Origin of the sequence: Promicromonospora kroppenstedtii (assembly GCF_044389675.1) — a bacterium.
Taxonomy (GTDB): domain Bacteria; phylum Actinomycetota; class Actinomycetes; order Actinomycetales; family Cellulomonadaceae; genus Promicromonospora; species Promicromonospora kroppenstedtii.
This window is the reverse complement of the sequence record NZ_JBIRYI010000010.1, coordinates 25,205-41,198: the sequence shown is the minus strand read 5'-3', so window position 1 is coordinate 41,198 and position 15,994 is coordinate 25,205. Positions and strand designations below refer to the sequence as shown.

At 71.8% G+C, this 15,994-nt stretch carries 16 protein-coding genes and 3 tRNA genes; 5 read left to right on the top strand and 14 right to left on the bottom strand.

The window, feature by feature from the left end:
* Positions 1 to 94: 94 nt before the first annotated feature.
* From ACH47X_RS16670 to ACH47X_RS16630, 9 genes are all read right to left on the bottom strand, one after another.
* Entirely contained in the window at positions 95 to 595 is a 501-nt protein-coding gene (locus tag ACH47X_RS16670; RefSeq protein ID WP_397405685.1) for a hypothetical protein, read from the bottom strand.
* Positions 596 to 950: 355 nt separating this feature from the next.
* The gene (gene pdxS, locus ACH47X_RS16665) at positions 951 to 1,853 is read right to left on the bottom strand and encodes a pyridoxal 5'-phosphate synthase lyase subunit PdxS (RefSeq protein WP_377218786.1); all 903 of its coding nucleotides are present in this window, start codon (positions 1,851 to 1,853) and stop codon (positions 951 to 953) included.
* A 150-nt stretch (positions 1,854 to 2,003) separates the two neighbouring features.
* Entirely contained in the window at positions 2,004 to 2,591 is a 588-nt protein-coding gene (locus ACH47X_RS16660; RefSeq protein ID WP_397405684.1) for a hypothetical protein, read from the bottom strand.
* Complete coding sequence (locus tag ACH47X_RS16655; RefSeq protein ID WP_397405853.1) at positions 2,588 to 3,784, bottom strand: glycosyltransferase family 4 protein; 1,197 nt, start codon at positions 3,782 to 3,784, stop codon at positions 2,588 to 2,590. The genes ACH47X_RS16660 and ACH47X_RS16655 overlap by 4 nt, the downstream gene beginning before the upstream one ends.
* A gap of 29 nt (positions 3,785 to 3,813) precedes the next feature.
* Positions 3,814 to 4,806, bottom strand: a complete 993-nt coding sequence (locus ACH47X_RS16650) for a phosphatidylinositol mannoside acyltransferase (protein WP_397405683.1) — start codon at positions 4,804 to 4,806, stop codon at positions 3,814 to 3,816.
* The gene (gene pgsA, locus ACH47X_RS16645) at positions 4,806 to 5,474 is read right to left on the bottom strand and encodes a phosphatidylinositol phosphate synthase (RefSeq protein WP_397405682.1); all 669 of its coding nucleotides are present in this window, start codon (positions 5,472 to 5,474) and stop codon (positions 4,806 to 4,808) included. Before pgsA ends, ACH47X_RS16650 begins: the two co-directional genes overlap by 1 nt.
* Before the next feature lie 11 nt (positions 5,475 to 5,485).
* Positions 5,486 to 6,040 (bottom strand): HIT family protein, encoded by a 555-nt coding sequence (locus tag ACH47X_RS16640; RefSeq protein WP_397405681.1) that lies wholly within the window; start codon positions 6,038 to 6,040, stop codon positions 5,486 to 5,488.
* Positions 6,040 to 8,055 (bottom strand): threonine--tRNA ligase, encoded by a 2,016-nt coding sequence (thrS, locus tag ACH47X_RS16635; protein WP_397405680.1) that lies wholly within the window; start codon positions 8,053 to 8,055, stop codon positions 6,040 to 6,042. Before thrS ends, ACH47X_RS16640 begins: the two co-directional genes overlap by 1 nt.
* 120 nt (positions 8,056 to 8,175) lie before the next feature.
* A complete protein-coding gene (locus ACH47X_RS16630; protein ID WP_036963143.1) occupies positions 8,176 to 8,385 on the bottom strand; it encodes a hypothetical protein in 210 nt (69 codons plus the stop codon).
* Positions 8,386 to 8,563: 178 nt separating this feature from the next.
* Between ACH47X_RS16630 and ACH47X_RS16625 the strand changes: the two genes are divergently transcribed.
* Positions 8,564 to 10,333: a cation:proton antiporter gene (locus ACH47X_RS16625; RefSeq protein ID WP_397405679.1), complete on the top strand. Its 1,770-nt coding sequence runs from the start codon at positions 8,564 to 8,566 to the stop codon at positions 10,331 to 10,333.
* Between the two features lie 10 nt (positions 10,334 to 10,343).
* Positions 10,344 to 11,048, top strand: coding sequence for a tyrosine-protein phosphatase (locus tag ACH47X_RS16620; protein WP_397405678.1), 705 nt, complete (start codon positions 10,344 to 10,346; stop codon positions 11,046 to 11,048).
* A 233-nt stretch (positions 11,049 to 11,281) separates the two neighbouring features.
* Here the strand turns inward: ACH47X_RS16620 and ACH47X_RS16615 are convergent.
* The 4 genes from ACH47X_RS16615 to ACH47X_RS16600 form a co-directional block, all read right to left on the bottom strand.
* A tRNA-Val gene (locus ACH47X_RS16615) sits at positions 11,282 to 11,356 on the bottom strand.
* A gap of 1 nt (position 11,357) precedes the next feature.
* Positions 11,358 to 11,428, bottom strand: a tRNA-Cys gene (locus tag ACH47X_RS16610).
* Positions 11,429 to 11,453: 25 nt separating this feature from the next.
* Positions 11,454 to 11,525: transfer RNA gene (locus ACH47X_RS16605), tRNA-Gly, on the bottom strand.
* A gap of 190 nt (positions 11,526 to 11,715) precedes the next feature.
* Positions 11,716 to 12,597 (bottom strand): S1 family peptidase, encoded by an 882-nt coding sequence (locus ACH47X_RS16600; RefSeq protein WP_397405677.1) that lies wholly within the window; start codon positions 12,595 to 12,597, stop codon positions 11,716 to 11,718.
* A 274-nt stretch (positions 12,598 to 12,871) separates the two neighbouring features.
* On the opposite strand from ACH47X_RS16600, the gene ACH47X_RS16595 reads away from it, so the two are divergent.
* The 3 genes from ACH47X_RS16595 to ACH47X_RS16585 all read left to right on the top strand — a co-directional run bounded on the left by ACH47X_RS16595 (position 12,872) and on the right by ACH47X_RS16585 (position 14,770).
* Positions 12,872 to 13,270, top strand: a complete 399-nt coding sequence (locus ACH47X_RS16595; RefSeq protein ID WP_051432892.1) for a PPOX class F420-dependent oxidoreductase — start codon at positions 12,872 to 12,874, stop codon at positions 13,268 to 13,270.
* A gap of 102 nt (positions 13,271 to 13,372) precedes the next feature.
* The gene (locus ACH47X_RS16590) at positions 13,373 to 13,939 is read left to right on the top strand and encodes a dihydrofolate reductase family protein (RefSeq protein ID WP_397405676.1); all 567 of its coding nucleotides are present in this window, start codon (positions 13,373 to 13,375) and stop codon (positions 13,937 to 13,939) included.
* A 15-nt stretch (positions 13,940 to 13,954) separates the two neighbouring features.
* On the top strand, positions 13,955 to 14,770 hold the full coding sequence (locus tag ACH47X_RS16585; protein ID WP_397405675.1) for an MBL fold metallo-hydrolase: 816 nt from the start codon (positions 13,955 to 13,957) through the stop codon (positions 14,768 to 14,770).
* On the opposite strand, the gene ACH47X_RS16580 is transcribed toward ACH47X_RS16585, so the two are convergent.
* Positions 14,761 to 15,588: a S1 family peptidase gene (locus ACH47X_RS16580; RefSeq protein ID WP_397405674.1), complete on the bottom strand. Its 828-nt coding sequence runs from the start codon at positions 15,586 to 15,588 to the stop codon at positions 14,761 to 14,763. The genes ACH47X_RS16585 and ACH47X_RS16580 overlap by 10 nt on opposite strands.
* Between the last annotated feature and the right edge of the window lie 406 nt (positions 15,589 to 15,994).

Here is a 15,994-nt window from a genome sequence, read left to right as displayed (position 1 = left end):
GCTCCTTCTCTCTGCGGAGTTGCGGACACCGCCGTTCGATCCCGCCCATGGCCGTGGCGACCAGGACGTTCGACCGGCAACGTCACCGGCAACTTCACGGCAACTTCACCGGGAATGGCACCGGCCGGCGCGAAACCGAGTTCGGCATCGTCCAGCGGCTGACGTCGGTGAGCGGCTCGATGTCCTCGTCGAAGCCAGCCTTCTGGACGAACTCCCGCACCACGCCGTGCATCGTGTACTGGTCCGGTAGCGGCTCTTCGAGCAGGTGCGCCGAGGTCAGCTCAGCAAGCACACGACGGGCGGCCCGGGGCGTCAGGCTCCAGGACGCGGTCAAGGCGGCTCTGGCCATCCGTCCCTCCGGAAGCGCGCTCGCGAGGTGGAGGCAACGCGCAGCCTGCGGGGTGAGCCGCCGGTACGGCTCGGCGAAGACGGTGCGCAGGTCGCATCCGGCGTCGTCGGCGGTGTGGAAGGGGTCGAGCGGCACCGGCTCGGCCAGCCAGGCATCGAGCGCGGCCTGCGCCTGCGCGGCGGGACGGTGTGTCAGGTGGTCGCTCGCGATGCGCAGCGCGAGCGGCAGGCCGGCGCTGCGCTCCACGATCGCGTCGACGGCCGCGGGTGCGCCGCGCAGGTGTGCGGCTGCATGAGGCCTGCTCCGCGGCGAAGCCGCGCGAGCGGACCGTGGTCCCCTCCAGACCGCACGGCACTCCTTCCGGGAGCGTCAGGTGCGCATCAGGGTGCTCGGCCTGGTCGCTGACTTGCACCATGCGGACGGGCGCCGTAGGGCCGACCCTGACCTTGATTCAGCAGGCGACAGGTAGCCCGTTATCGGACGATTCATGGCTCCGCCAAGCCTGCTGAACGCGAATCAGCCAACGGTCCCGTGAACCTCCTGGCCCAAAGGAGGAGGGCCCCGCGGACTCGACGTCCACGGGGCCCTCCAACGACCTAGCTCACCACCCGCGCTCGGCCAGCCGGTGCGGCTCCGGGATCTCGTCGACGTTGATGCCGACCATGGCCTCGCCCAGACCGCGCGAGACCTTGGCGATCACGTCGGCGTCGTCGAAGAAGGTCGTCGCCTTGACGATGGCCTCGGCGCGCTGCGCCGGGTTGCCCGACTTGAAGATGCCCGAGCCGACGAAGACGCCCTCGGCGCCGAGCTGCATCATCATCGCGGCGTCCGCCGGGGTGGCGATGCCGCCCGCGGTGAACAGGACGACCGGCAGCTTGCCGGTGGCCGCGATCTCCTTGACCAGCTCGTACGGCGCCTGCAGCTCCTTGGCGGCCACGTACAGCTCGTCCTCGGGCAGCGTGGTCAGGCGGCGGATCTCCTGGCGGATCTTGCGCATGTGCGTGGTCGCGTTCGAGACGTCGCCGGTGCCGGCCTCGCCCTTGGAACGGATCATCGCGGCGCCCTCGGTGATGCGGCGCAGCGCCTCGCCCAGGTTGGTCGCACCGCACACGAACGGCACGGTGAAGTTCCACTTCTCGATGTGGTTGGTGTAGTCCGCGGGGGTCAGCACCTCGGACTCGTCGATGTAGTCGACGCCGAGCGACTGCAGCACCTGTGCCTCGACGAAGTGGCCGATGCGGGCCTTCGCCATCACGGGGATCGAGACGGCCTCGATGATGCCGTCGATCATGTCGGGGTCGCTCATACGCGACACGCCGCCCTGGGCACGGATGTCCGCGGGCACCCGCTCGAGCGCCATGACGGCCACCGCGCCCGCGTCCTCGGCGATCTTCGCCTGGTCGGGCGTGACGACGTCCATGATGACGCCGCCCTTGAGCATCTCGGCCATGCCACGCTTCACGCGCGCGGTGCCGACCGTACCCACGGTGTTCTCGCCGGTCACGGATTCAGTCACGGTTACCTCGCATAGTTCTCGCCGGTGGGATCGACGCCGGTCGTTCCGGGCGCGGTCGGCGCCCTGACCCGATCTTATCGCCCGGCCTGCCGCGTCCCCGCCGCCGACCGCAGAACGGTCACCATCCGGACAACCCGGTCACCCGCCGGCCGGCTCCAGTCCGTGCGGCAGCGCGTCGTCGAGCTCGACGGTGCGCGGCATGGGCGCCCGCCCGGCCAGGTGGAACAGGCGCACGTACCAGAGCCGGCGCACGCGCCGGGTCTGGGCCACGGCCTCGTTGTGGAACCGGCGGGCCAGCGTCACCCGGTACCAGGCGGCCGCGAGTCCCTCCAGCACCTCGCCGGACGGTCCCGCCCGCAGGTCGTGCACCGCCTCGGGTGAGCCGAACGCCTCGCGCAGCGTCGCCGTGAGCCCGGACTCGGCACGCTCGCGCGCGGAGTCCAGCCCGTCCATCTTCAGCGCGGCGGCGGGCGAGGTCACGGCTCCGGCGTCGGACGCCGCATAGGCGGCGTCGGCCACCAGCACCGCGCTCGCCGGGTCCAGCGCTCCCGAGGTCGCGAGCTCCACCGCGGCCGAGGCGCGCCGCACGAGCTGGGCGTCCAGAGCGATCCGCGAGGCCGCGACCTTGCGGTGCAGCCGGTCGATCCGCGAGGCGCCCTGCCAGGCGAACAGGAGGCCGACGACGACGGCGCCCAGTGCGACCAGCGCGATCTCCGACCAGCTCACGTGTCACCCCCGACCCGGCGCGGGAACAGTCCCATGAACCGGCCCATCACGTCGCCGGCGATCGCGTGGTCGGCGTCGAGCGTCATCTCGTAGACGGCCAGGACCTGCTCCGTCACGCCCGACCAGTCGAACCGCTGCACCCACTGCGCGGCGTGCGCGCGGTAGGCGTCCCGGCGCGTCGGGTCGGCGAGCAGGTCCAGCACGGTGGTGGCGAGGTGGCCGGGGTCGCCGGTGCGGAACAGGGCGCCCGCGGCGCCGTCGTCCAGCACGCGCTGGAAGGCGCCCAGGTCGCTGGCCACGACCACGGACCCGGCGCTCATCGCCTCCACGAGCACGATGCCGAAGCTCTCCCCGCCGGTCTGCGGTGCGACGTACAGGTCGGCGGACGCCAGCAGCGCCGCCTTCTCGGCGTCGGACACCGCGCCCAGGAACTCGACGGAGGCGGCCAGCTCCCCCAGGGTCTCCCTGGTCTCGGCGACGATGTCGTTGCCGCGCCCCGCCACCAGGAACCGGGCGCCAGGCACCCGGTCCAGGATCGTGGGGATGGCCTGCACGAGCACGCCCAGCCCCTTGCGCGGCTCGTCGAGCCGGCCGAGGAAGGCGATGGTCGGCGCGTCGGGCGTGCCGGCCCATTCGGGGCGGCGGGGGCTGGTCGCGAACACCTGCGTGTACACGCCGTTGGGGATCACGACGGCGTCGCCGCCGAGGTGGTCGACGAGCGTGCGGCGCGCGTCCTCGGACACCGCGATGCGGGCCGCGATCTTCTCCAGCGACTGTCGCACCAGCGGGTAGGCGACCTGCAGTGCCCGCGAGCGCACCTGCGAGGTGTGGAAGGTGGCGACGACGGGCTCGGTGGCCTGCCACAGCGCGATCATCGACAGGGACGGGACCATCGGCTCGTGCAGGTGGACGATGTCGAACGGGCTGCCGTCGATGCCGCCCTCCAGCCAGCGCCGCACGCGGGTGGCGGTCAGCGGCCCGAAGGTGAGCCGCGCGACCGACCCGTTGTACGGCACGGGCACCGCGCGGCCGGCGGCGGTGACGACGGCGGGCAGCTCGGTGTCGTCGCTCGACGGGGCGAGCACCGAGACCTCGTGCCCGGCGGCCTGGAGGGCCTCGGCGAGGTCGCGCACGTGGAACTGCACGCCGCCGGGGGCGTCGAACGAGTAGGGGCAGACGATGCCGACGCGCAGCGGGCGGTGGCCGCGCCGCCGCACGGCCCTCATCCGTGCTCCTGGGCCCCGCGCCGCTGGGTCTCGCGCTCCTCGGCGGCGCGCCGCTGCGCCTGCCGCTGCCGCGCCGGGCCGAGGTCCGCGACGAACACGCGCTGCAGCATGTGCCAGTCGTGGGTGTGCTCGGTGATCGTCTCCGCGAGCTGGTCCACCCAGCCCTGGGTGAGCACGCGTGCCTGCTCGGCGCGCGGCAGCCCGGGGTCGGGCTCGGGCAGGGGCGGGTGGAACCGGATGACGATGCCCCAGGGCGTGCCGGCCGACCGGCGGCGGGGGCCGCTGAGCCGTTCGTAGGTGATGCCGACGGCGTGCACGGGGACGCCGGCCGCGAGCCCGAGCAGGGCCGGTCCGGCGGCGACGCGGGCGCGGTGCCCGGCGAGGTCGACCTCGATACCGGTCGAGGTGAGGTCGCGGTCGCTGAGCAGCGGGATCAGCCGTCCGCCCTCCTTGGCGCCGCGGACCAGCGCGCCGAGCACGTCGCCCTCGCCGAGGGCCAGCACGTCGATGCCAAGAGAGCCGCGGAACCGTACGAACTGCTCGAAGAGCTCGTCCGGCTTGAGACGCTCGGCCACGGTGAGCACGCCCGCGAGGTTCTGGGAGGCGTACGCCCCGGCCAGGTCCCAGTTGCCGAGGTGACCGAGGGCGAGCGAGACGGCGCCGCCGTCGTCGATCACGGGCCGCACGTGCTCGTCGTAGCCCTCCAGGCGCACCCGTGCGCGAAGCTGCTCGGCGGTGACGCCCTGCAAGGTGAACGCCTCGCGGAAGTAGCGCATGTAGCTGCGCATGCCGGCCCGGGACAGCCGGCGCACGGCCGCGGCGTCCAGGTCGGGCCGGACCCGCGCGTAGTTGCCCTCCATACGGCGCACGCCCTTGCCGCGCCGCAGCCAGGTGACGTCGGCCACCACGGTGAACAGACCCCGGAGCACGGGTTCGGGGATCTTCACGGCGTTGCGCCACGCGAACGTGTAGGCCTTGGCGACGTCCATCAGGCGCCCTGCCCGGCCAGCGGACCCTCGTGCGGATCGGTGCCGGTCTCGACGACCTGGCGGGTGAGCTGCGCGCGCACGGTGGCGATGCGCTGGAACACGGTCACCAGGCTCGCGAGCGCCAGCAGCGTGAGCACCACCTCGAGCACGACGACGGGCAGGCCCACCTGCATGAAGGTGAACGGGACCAGCGCGAGCAGGAGGCGGTCGGCACGCTCGGCGATGCCGACCTGCGCGGTGGCGCCCACGCTCTCGGCCCGGGCCCGGGCGTACGGCACGACGCTGCCGAGCACCAGGCAGGCGAGCGCGGCGGCCGTGCCCCACAGACCGTGGTGCTCGTCGGGGTGCAGCACGAACCAGAGCGTGATGCCGGCGAAGACGGCGCCGTCGGACAGCCGGTCCAGCGTGGAGTCGAGGAACGCGCCCCACGGGCCGGACCGCCCGGCCTGGCGCGCCATGACGCCGTCGAGCGAGTCGAACAGGACGAAGAAGCCGATGAGGAGACCGCCCACGAGCGTGTGCCCGGTGGGGAACAGCGTCAGGGCGACCGCGGTGACCACGACGGTGCCGGCGATCGTCACCGCGTCCGGCGAGACCCGCAGCGCCAGCAGCAACCGCGCCAACGGGGTGAACAGCGTGGTCATGAAGGAGCGCAGGCCCCGTAACATCAGTTCTCCTCTCAGCCCCCCGCGGTCTCCCAGGCCTCCGCGAGCCGACGGCGGGTGTCCGCCAACAGCTCGGGCAGCGACTTCGTCTGCGCCACCACGGGCAGAAAGTTCGCGTCGCCCAACCAGCGTGGCACCACGTGCTGATGCAGGTGTGCCGCGATCCCCGCACCGGCGACCTCGCCCTGGTTGATACCAAGATTGAAGCCTGCCGGCGCGTAAACGGCACGCGACACGCGCATGGCCTGCTGAGTCATCGCCGCCAGCTCGGCCGTCTCGGCCTCCTCGAGGTCCGTGTAGTCCGAGACGTGCCGATACGGGAGCACCATCAGGTGCCCCGTGTTGTACGGGTAGAGGTTCAGGATGACGTAGCACCGGCCCCCGCGGGCGACGACGAGGCCCTGCTCGTCGTCGCCCGCGGGGATGCGGCAGAAGGGACAGTTCTCGACGCTTCCGTCGGCCGGCTTCGCCTCACCACCGATGTAGACGAGCCGGTGCGGCGTCCAGAGCCGCTGGAGCCCGTCCTCCGGCGGCCCGAAGTCCGCGGCGTCCTGGATGGTGGGCTCCATCAGGCCTGCTGCGACCGCTCGGCCACCGCTGTGACGATCCGCTCGATCGCCTCGGCGACCGGCACGCCGTTCTCCTGCGTGCCGTCCCGGAACCGGAACGAGACCGCGCCGGCCTCGGCGTCCTCACCGCCCGCGATGAGCGTGAACGGCACCTTCTCCTTGGACGCGTTGCGGATCTTCTTGGCGAATCGGTCGTCCGACAGGTCGATCTCGACGCGGATGCCGCGGGCGGTGAGCTGTGCGGCGACGTCCTTCACGTAGTCGTCGAACGCCTCCGCGACGGGGACCATCTTGACCTGCACGGGCGCGAGCCAGGCCGGGAAGGCGCCCGCGTAGTGCTCGATGAGCACGCCCATGAACCGCTCGATCGAGCCGAACTTGGCCGAGTGGATCATCACCGGCTGCTGGCGTGTGCCGTCCGCGGCGGTGTACTCCAGCCCGAAGCCCTTGGGCTGGTTGAAGTCGTACTGCACGGTGCCCATCTGCCAGGTGCGGCCGATGGCGTCCTTGGCCTGCACGGAGATCTTGGGGCCGTAGAACGCGGCGCCGCCCGGGTCAGCCACGAGGTCCAGGCCGGTCTCGCGGCCCACCTCCTCGAGGATCTTCGTGGCGGAAGCCCAGTCCTCCTCGGAGCCGACGAACTTGTCCGGCTTGGAGTCGTCCCGCGTGGACAGCTCGAGGTAGAAGTCGTCCAGGCCGAAGTCGCGCAGCACGCTCAGCATGAAGTTCAGCAGGTGCTTGACCTCCCCCGGCGCCTGCTCCGGCGTCACGTAGGAGTGCGAGTCGTCCTGCGTCAGACCGCGCACACGGGTCAGGCCCTGCACCACGCCCGACTTCTCGTAGCGGTACACCGAGCCGAACTCGAACAGGCGCAGCGGCAGCTCACGGTACGAGCGGCCGCGCGAGGCGAAGATCAGGTTGTGCATCGGGCAGTTCATGGCCTTGAGCCGGTACTTGGACCCCTCGAGGTCCATCTCCGGGAACATGGTGTCCGCGTAGTACGGCAGGTGCCCCGAGGTGTGGAACAGCCCGTCCTTGGTGATGTGCGGCGTGCCGACGTAGGAGAAGCCCTCCTCGATGTGCCGCTGGCGGACGTAGTCCTCCATGACCCGCTTGATCACGCCGCCGCGGGGGTGGAACAGCGGCAGGCCGGAGCCGACCTCGTCGGAGAAGCTGAACAGGTCCATCTCGGCGCCGATGCGCCGGTGGTCGCGGCGCTCGGCCTCCGCGAGCCGCTCCAGGTACGCCTTGAGCTCGTCCTTGGTGGGCCAGGCAGTACCGTAGACGCGCTGCAGCATCGGGTTCTTCTCGCTGCCGCGCCAGTAGGCGGCGGCGTTGCGCATGAGCTGCACGCCGTTGCCGATCAGGCGGGTGTTCGGCAGGTGCGGGCCGCGGCACAGGTCCTTCCAGACCACGGTCTCGCTCTCGCGGCCGGCGCCCCGGACGTTGTCGTAGATGGTCAGCTCGGCGCCGCCCACCTCGACGTTCTCGCCGTTCTCGTCGTCCGAGCCGCCCTTGAGGCCGATCAGCTCCAGCTTGTACGGCTCGTTCGCCAGCTCGGCGCGCGCCTCGTCCTCGGTGACGACACGGCGCCGGAAGGTCTGGCCCTCCTTGATGATGCGGCTCATCGTCTTGTCGAGGGCCTTGAGGTCCTCGGGCGTGAACGGCGTCTCGACGTCGAAGTCGTAGTAGAAGCCGTCGGTGACGGGCGGGCCGATACCCAGCTTCGCGTCCGGGTTGACCTGCTGCACGGCCTGCGCCAGGACGTGGGCGGCGCTGTGCCGCAGCACGGCCAGGCCGTCGGGCTCGCTGATCGTCACCGGCTCGACCTTGTGGCCGGCCGGGATCTCGCGGTCGAGGTCCCACAGCTCGCCGTCCACGCGCACGACGACGACGTCGCGGCGGTCGCCGTACAGCTCGACGCCGGAGGTCGTCGCCGTGGTCGTCGTCGCCTCCGTGGGGCTCTCGACCGGGGTGAGGTCGGCAGGGACGGGCGGCGATACGACGTCGGACACGGCTGTGCTCCTAGCGGAAGGTCATGAGAACTGATCGAGGGGCGCCGTCGTCACCGACAACGCCCCTCGATCGTACCGACCGTAGGTCGCGACCGCCGCCAGCGTGGCGGCAGACGGGTGCTAGCGCCCGTCGCGCTCCCGCTCCTCGGGACCGCCCCACTCCTTCGCCTTCTCACCCAGCGAGTCGATGGCGCCGTCGGCCTGGTCGGGCGCAAAGCCCTTCAGCTTGTCGGTAGCGGCGTCCACGTTCTCGTCGGTGAGCTGCTCCTTCGCCTTCGCCACGTTGTCCGGGTCCGTCACGAACTCCTTGGCCTTGTCAAAAAGCCCCATGTCCGACTCCTTCTCGACACAGGCACACGACGTGCGCCCCCTGCGCGGCGACGGGGTTCCGCCGCCACCCCGAACCTATGCGCAGACATCGATCCGCGCTCGACGACACCGTGCGACCTGGTTTCTCGCGCGGCGGAAAGAATCGGCGGACGCCGCCCGCGTCTCGTAACGTCAGCCTGTGGAGTACCTGATCGTCGCGGTCGTCGCCGCCATCCTCATCATCGCCGTCACCGCGCTGGCGCCCCGGGCCGGCGTCGCCGCGCCGCTGGTCCTGGTGGTGCTGGGGGCGGGCGTGAGCCTGCTGCCGTGGGTGCCGGCGGTGGAGATACCCCCGGAGGTGATCCTCGGCGGCGTGCTGCCGCCGCTGCTCTACTCGGCGGCCGTCGGCCTGCCGTCGATGGACTTCCGGCGCGACTTCACGGCCATCGGCGGTCTCTCGGTGACGCTCGTGGTGATCAGCTCGGTGCTGCTCGGCCTGCTCTTCCGGTGGCTCATCCCCGGGATCGACCTGGCCACGGCCATCGCCCTGGGCGCGATCGTGAGCCCCACCGACGCCGTGGCGACCTCGATCGTGAAACGACTCGGGGCCTCGCCGCGCACCGTCACGATGCTCGAGGGCGAGTCCCTGCTCAACGACGCCTCCGCGCTGGTGCTGCTGCGGTCCGCGATCGCGGCCACCGCCGCCTCGGTCAGCCTCTGGGGCGTCGTGGGTGACTTCGCGTACGCGGCCCTGGTCGCCGTCGCGATCGGCGTGCCCGTCGGGTGGGTGGGCCTGCGGGTGCGCCGTCGGCTGGGCCACGCTGCGCTGAGCACCGCCATGTCGTTCGTGGTCCCGTTCGTGGCGTACCTCCCGGCCGAGGAGCTCGGCGCGTCCGGCCTGGTGGCGGTGGTCGCCGCAGGCCTTGTGACCGGCAACGGGTCGCCGCGCTACCTGCGCCCGCAGGACCGCATCGCCGAGCGCTCCAACTGGCACACCGTGGAGCTGCTGCTCGAGGGCGCGGTGTTCCTCATCATGGGCATCGAGCTGTTCGGCCTGATCGAGGACGCCGAGGCCGGGACGGGTTCCCTGGGGCAGGCCGTCGTGGTCGCGGCCGTCGCGAGCCTCGCGATCCTCCTGGTGCGCACCGCGTTCGTGACGCCCCTCATCGCGATCCAGGCCCGCCGGGCGCGGCGCGGCGAAGCCGTGCGCGAGACCCTGACCGCGTTCCAGGACCGCATCGACCAGCGGGCCGCCGCCACCCCGCCACCGGCCGAGCCCGCCGAGGGCGGCCGCGGGCGCAAGGGTCGCCGCTCCACCGCGGAGCGCCTGGAACGCATCCAGGGCACGCTGCGGCGCCGGACCGCCGACATCGACTACGACCTCTCGCGGCCGCTCGGCTGGCGCGAGGGCACGCTGCTGGTGTGGGCGGGCATGCGCGGCGTCGTCACGCTGGCCGCCGCGCAGACCCTGCCGGCCGACACCCCGGGCCGGTCGTTCCTGATCCTGGTCGCCTTCGGTGTCGCGTTCGGCACGCTGCTGGTCCAGGGCAGCACGCTGCCGTGGGTGGCGCGGCGCCTCGGGCTGGTCGGGCAGGACACGGCCGGGGACCTGCCCGCCCTCCGGCGCGAGCAGGAGCGCGCGGCGCGCGCCTTCCTGGCCGAGCCGCACCGCCCGGACGGCACGCCGTACGACGCCGGCGTGGTCGCCCGCGTGCGCAAGGACACCCTCCGGGAGCACGAGTCCCAGGACGAGGACGCGGTGCTCACCAAGGAGCGCTTCATCCAGTACCGCGAGCTGCGCCTGGCGACGATCGCCGCCCAGCGCGAGGAGCTGCTCGCCGCGCGCTCGGCGGGCACCTTCGACTCGGCCCAGCTCGGCACCGCCCTGGACCTGCTGGACGCCGAGCAGATCGCCGTCGAGATGCGCAAGGGCAAGTTTTCGCTGCGCGAGGAGGACCCGGAGCGCTAGCCTCCCCGGCGTGACGGACTACACACCGCTCCACCTCGACTGGCCGGGCTGCCTCAACGCACGCGACCTGGGCGGGCTGCCGCTCACGGGCGGTGGCACCGTCCGGGAGCGCGCCCTGGTGCGGTCGGAGTCCCCCAGCTACCTGACCGACGACGGCGTCACCGCCGCCGGAGCCTACGGGCTGTCGCGGATCATCGACCTGCGCCGCCCGGAGGAGCTCGCGGAGTGGCCCAGCCGCCTCGCGGACCTGCCCGGGTACCTGCACCTGCCCGTCCAGGGGGCGGACGAGCCCGAGGAGGGCCCCTGGGTGCACCTGTACCAGGGCCTGCTGGACCGCCACCCGGAGCTGTTCGCCCGCGCCGTCGCGGCCGTCGCGGACGCCCCCGAGGGACCCGTCCTGGTCCACTGCGCCGCAGGGAAGGACCGCACCGGGCTGGTCGTGGCGCTCGCGCTCAGCCTGGTCGGGGCCGACGTCGACGCGATCGCCGACGACTACGAGGTCACCAACGAGCGGCTCGCTCCCCGGTACGTCGAGCGGGCGACCGTGCCCGGCTACGCGGCGCCCGCCGAACGCCGGGTACCGCCCACGCGGCAGGTGATCCTGGGGGCGCTGGAGCACCTTGGCGCCCGGCACGGCGGGGTCGCGGCGTACCTCACCGCCGGCGGGGTCACCCCGGGGCACGTGCGAACGCTGCAGGACCGGCTGGTCGGCTGAGCCGGAGGTGCAGCGCAGGGTGGGGCCGAGGAACGAGGCACCCCGCCCGAAGCGGAACCGCAGGCTCAGCCGAAACAGGTGGAGCCTGAGCCGGAGGTGCAGCGCAGGGTGGGGGCCGAGGGACGAGGCACCCGCCCGGAGCGGAACCGCAGGCTCAGGCGAAACAAGTGGAGCCTGAGCCGGCGCCGTCGTCGGGCACGAGAAAGGCCCCGGACCTCAGTCCGGGGCCTTGCTGGTGGGCGATACTGGGATCGAACCAGTGACCTCTTCCGTGTCAGGGAAGCGCGCTACCGCTGCGCCAATCGCCCGAGGTGGGTACGGGATTCGAACCCGTGTGTACGGCTTTGCAGGCCGCTGCCTCGCCTCTCGGCCAACCCACCGTGCTCCCCACCAAAGCGGGTATCGAGCGGATGACGGGACTTGAACCCGCGACCCTCACCTTGGCAAGGTGATGCTCTACCACTGAGCTACATCCGCGCTATGACCATCCAGGACCCTGCGGGCCTGGCGTGGTGACGCTCCGGAAGAGTAGTTCACAAACGGCGTGCCGGTCCAATCGAAATGAGCGCGCCACCTGCGGGCGCGCGTTCTGGCCTCCGCGGGACGCGGGCGGCGCCGCCGGGATCGCCCGGCGACGCCGCCCGTGCAGGTCAGGAACGGGTGCGCGTCAGTAGATCGAGACGCCGTACGCGCTGAGCGCCTCCGTCACCGGCTGGAAGAACGTGGTGCCGCCCGAGGAGCAGTTGCCGCTGCCGCCGGACGTGATGCCGAGGGCCGTCGACCCGCTGTAGAGCGCACCGCCGGAGTCACCGGGCTCGGCACAGACGTTCGTCTGGATCATGCCGCGCACGGTGCCGCTGCCCTGGTAGTTGACGCTCACGTTGAGCGCGGTGACGGTGCCGGAGTGCACCCCGGTCGTGGAGCCGTCGCGCGTGACGCGCTGGCCCACGTAGGCGTTGCCCGCGGTGTAGCCGCCGGGGTGGCTCAGCGACGTGTTGTCGTACCGGACGATCGCGTAGTCGTTACCGGGGAAGCTGGAGCCCACGGTGGCGCCGACCAGGGTGGTCTGCGCCGAGTTCGTGTACCAGGTGGGCACCGAGTTGCCGCAGTGCCCGGCGGTCAGCAGGTAGTACTGGCTGCCGCTGCGGACGTTGAACCCGACCGAGCAGCGGTAGCCGGAGCCGTAGATGGCGTCGCCCGAGGCCAGCAGGGGCTTGAAGACGCCGGCGGCGCGCTTCACGGTCAGCGCGTCCTTGTCGGCGCCGGCGGCCGCGCGGACCTGGGCGAGCTCGGCCGCGGAGACGGTCGAGTCGGCCGTGACGACCACCTTGCCGGTGGCCGTGTCGGTGTACCAGGCGACGCCGTCGACGTCGGCCTTGCCGACCGCGGCGTGCACGGTGGCGAGCTCGGCCACCGTGGGCCGGTCGGGCGCGGCGACGGCCGCCGGCCCTGCGAGCGTGGACGTGGCGAGCCCGAGCCCTGCCGCGAGCGCGATGAGACGGGCCTTGCTGGCCGAACCGGGGCGGATCGTGGTGCGAGTGAACCTCATGGCACATCCTCCTGGGTTGTGGGCACGCTGGCTGCGTGCCCTGCTCGGCAGGAACGGGGCGCCGTCGCCTGCCGTCTCGCTGGCCGAGAGTATTGCCTCCGGATAATTCACCCCACAAGGCCTCGAACCAGTTGTAACCGGCTGGTAACGAAATCGGGGCCGACGAAGTCCTTTCACCCTGCGTATTCATGGATCGACAGGGCTAAATCGAGCGTCTGGGCTGTTTTTCACCTCATAACCCCGCGCAGGGGCAGGAGGGGTTATGTTCGGCGGCATGAGTGCTTCCGACGTCATCCCCGCCCACCTCGTCCACCTGCTCGAGAAGCCGAACTACGCGTTCCTCGGCACCATCCGTCCCGACGAGACCGTCCAGGTGAACCCGATGTGGTTCGACTTCGACGGCGAGTACCTGCGGTTCACGCACACCACGTACCGCGCCAAGTACCGCAACCTGCAGCACAACCCGTCGATGAGCCTCGCGATCCTCAACGACGAGAACGCGTTCAACTATCTCGAGGTGCGCGGCAAGCTCGTCGAGGTGGTCCCGGACCCGACGGGCGACTTCTACGTGCACCTGGGCAAGCGGTACGGCAACGCCGAGCAGCAGCCGCCGGCCGACAGCGCGGACCGCGTGATCCTGGTGATGAGCGTCGAGCACTGCACGACGCAGTAGCCGCGCCCCGGACGGCGGGCCGCGCCCCGGCCCGCCGTCCACCGATGAGTTTCCGCCGCACGGCCGGTCACCACGGACACACACCACACCGAGGAGAGACCGATGCAGAAGCTCATGGTGGACTTCATCATCTCGCTGGACGGCTACGCGGCCGCCGAGGGCTGGCCCGGGTTCTGGGGCCTGGAGGGCCCGGAGTACCTGGCCTTCCTCGGGGAGGACGGCGAGAACCAGCACACCACCCTGATGGGCGCGAACACGTACCGCGTGATGACCACGCTGATGGCCGACGTCCCCGAGGACCCGCTCGCCGACATGCCCAAGGTGGTGTTCTCCTCGACCCTGCGGGCGCCGTTGTCCTGGGCCAACACCGAGCTGGTCACCGGGGACGCCGTCGAGGCGGTGCGCAAGCTCAAGGAGACCTCCGACCGCCCCCTGCGCACGCTCGGCAGCCTCAGCCTGTGCCGGTCACTGCTGGTGGCCGGCCTGGTGGACCGCTACCGGGTGGTCGTGTTCCCGGTCGTCACGGGTGCCAGCGGGAAGGAGCGGATCTTCGACGGGTACCCGGACGTGGCGATGGAGCTGGTCGAGCACCGCACGTTCGACGGCCGCCTGCAGCTGCTGGACTACGTGCCGACCGTGATGGACGGCCCGCCCGGGGCAGGCAGCTGAGCCATGCTGACGCAGGTGGCGGATGACGTCCTGGTCCACCGGAGCGAGCTGCTCCGGAACAACACCGTCGTCGTGCGGGGACAGGACGGTGTGCTCGTGGTCGACGCCGGGATCACGGGGGCCGAGCTGGCCTGCCTCGTGGACGACCTGGGCGAGCTCGGCCTGCCCGTCGTCGCGGGCTTCTCGACGCACCCCGACTGGGATCACGTTCTCTGGCACGCCGACCTGGGCGAGGTCCCGCGCTACGGCACCGCCCGCTGCGCCGCCGACATGCGGGACCTGCGGTCTACCGCGGACTGGCGGCCCCGGGTCACCGAGGGGCTGCCACCCGAGATCGCCGACGACGTCCCGCTGGACCTCTTCGGCCTGGTCACCGGGCTGCCCGCCGGGACCGCCCGGATCCCCTGGGACGGCCCGGACGTGCGGGTCGTCGAGCACCCGGCGCACTCCCCCGGCCACGCCGCGCTGCTGGTCGAGGGCAGCGGAGTCCTGGCCGCCGGCGACATGCTGTCCGACGTCTTCGTGCCGATGCTCGGCGACTTCACCGACGAGAGCGACCCGGTCGAGGAGTACCTCACGGGGCTACGGGCCCTGGAGGCCGTCGCGGGCGATGTCGGTGTGCTCGTGCCGGGGCACGGGTCCGCCGTCGCCGGGACGGACCGGGTGCGCGCCCGGATCGACCTGGATCGCGCGTACTTGCACGCCCTGCGGGACGGCCGGACTCCCGCCGACCCGCGCATCGACTCGGCCGAGCCGGGCTGGGAGTGGGTGAGCGCCATCCACGAGGGGCAGGCCGCTGGACTGGCACGGTGGAACGAACGTCAGCGGTAGAGCTGCACCCCGTACGCCGCGAGCACCGGCTTGATGGGCTGGTACAGCGAGAGCCCCCGGGCGGGGCACGAGCCGGCGGCGCCGGACGTAATACCCAGGGCGTGCCTGCCGCTGGACAACGGACCCCCGGAGTCGCCGGGCTCGGCACAGATGTCGGTCTGGATCAGGTTGCGCACCAGGGCGCCGCCCCCGTACCTGACTGACACGCCGACGGCGGTGACGACTCCCGAGTGCTGGCCGGTCGTGGATCCGACGCGGGTCACCTTCCGGCCCACATAGGCGGTCCCCGGGACGAAGCCTCTGCGCTGGCTCAGCGACGGGTTGTCGTACCGGACGAGCGCGAAGTCGCCGCCTGGGAACCGGGACCTGACGGTAGGTCCGATCCTGTGGGGGTATCTCAGGGTGACCCCCCAGGAGGCCGCCTCGTTGCCGCAGTGCCCGGCGGTGATGAGGTAGAACTTGCTGCCCTTGCGGACGTTGAAGCCGAGGGAGCACCGGATACCCGAGCCGTGGATGGCCGTTCCCGGGCCCGCCGACCGACGGACCGGTTTGAACTCCCCCTCCGTCCGCTGGAGCTCCAGCTCGCCGATCTGGTCGCCGGCCGCCCTGCGCACGGCGTTGCGCTCGGCGCCGTCGACCGTGGAGTCGGCCATCACGACCACCTCACCGGCGGTCTCGTCGGTGTACCAGGCGATGCCCTCCACCTCGGACTCTCCGATCGCCTCGTGCAGCTCCGCCAGCTCGGCCTCGGTCGGCTCGTCGGAGTCCACGGCCTGCGCGGGGGCGGCCGTGGCCGGAGCCATGAGCCCGAGGACCATGGCGAGAACGGTTATACGTATCCGCCGCGCGCGAAGGGGGCGAGATCCGGTGGGACGTGTGTACATGGCGGCCTCTCAGAGCTGAGGCCGGCCGGCGGCTTGTTCCGCGAGGTGCGCGACCACGCGCCCTCGGCGTCGTCCGTCCGGTCGGCACGGTCCTGCTCAACCTGACGTGGTTCGACTACAGCACTTCCTCACCGAATTTAACCCGCTCCTCAGAGCGGCGCATGGTGGGGCCGGGCATGCGAAAGCCCCCGGTCGGCGTCTCCGCCGGCCCGGGGGCCTTTGCTACGTGTGGGCGATACTGGTATCGAAACTGTTCCAGTACCGGCTCTCACCTGCAACGACGTGGGGCTCTGAGCCGAGCGTGGGACCCCAGTGGGACCAGGGTCTTCGCGGGACGGCG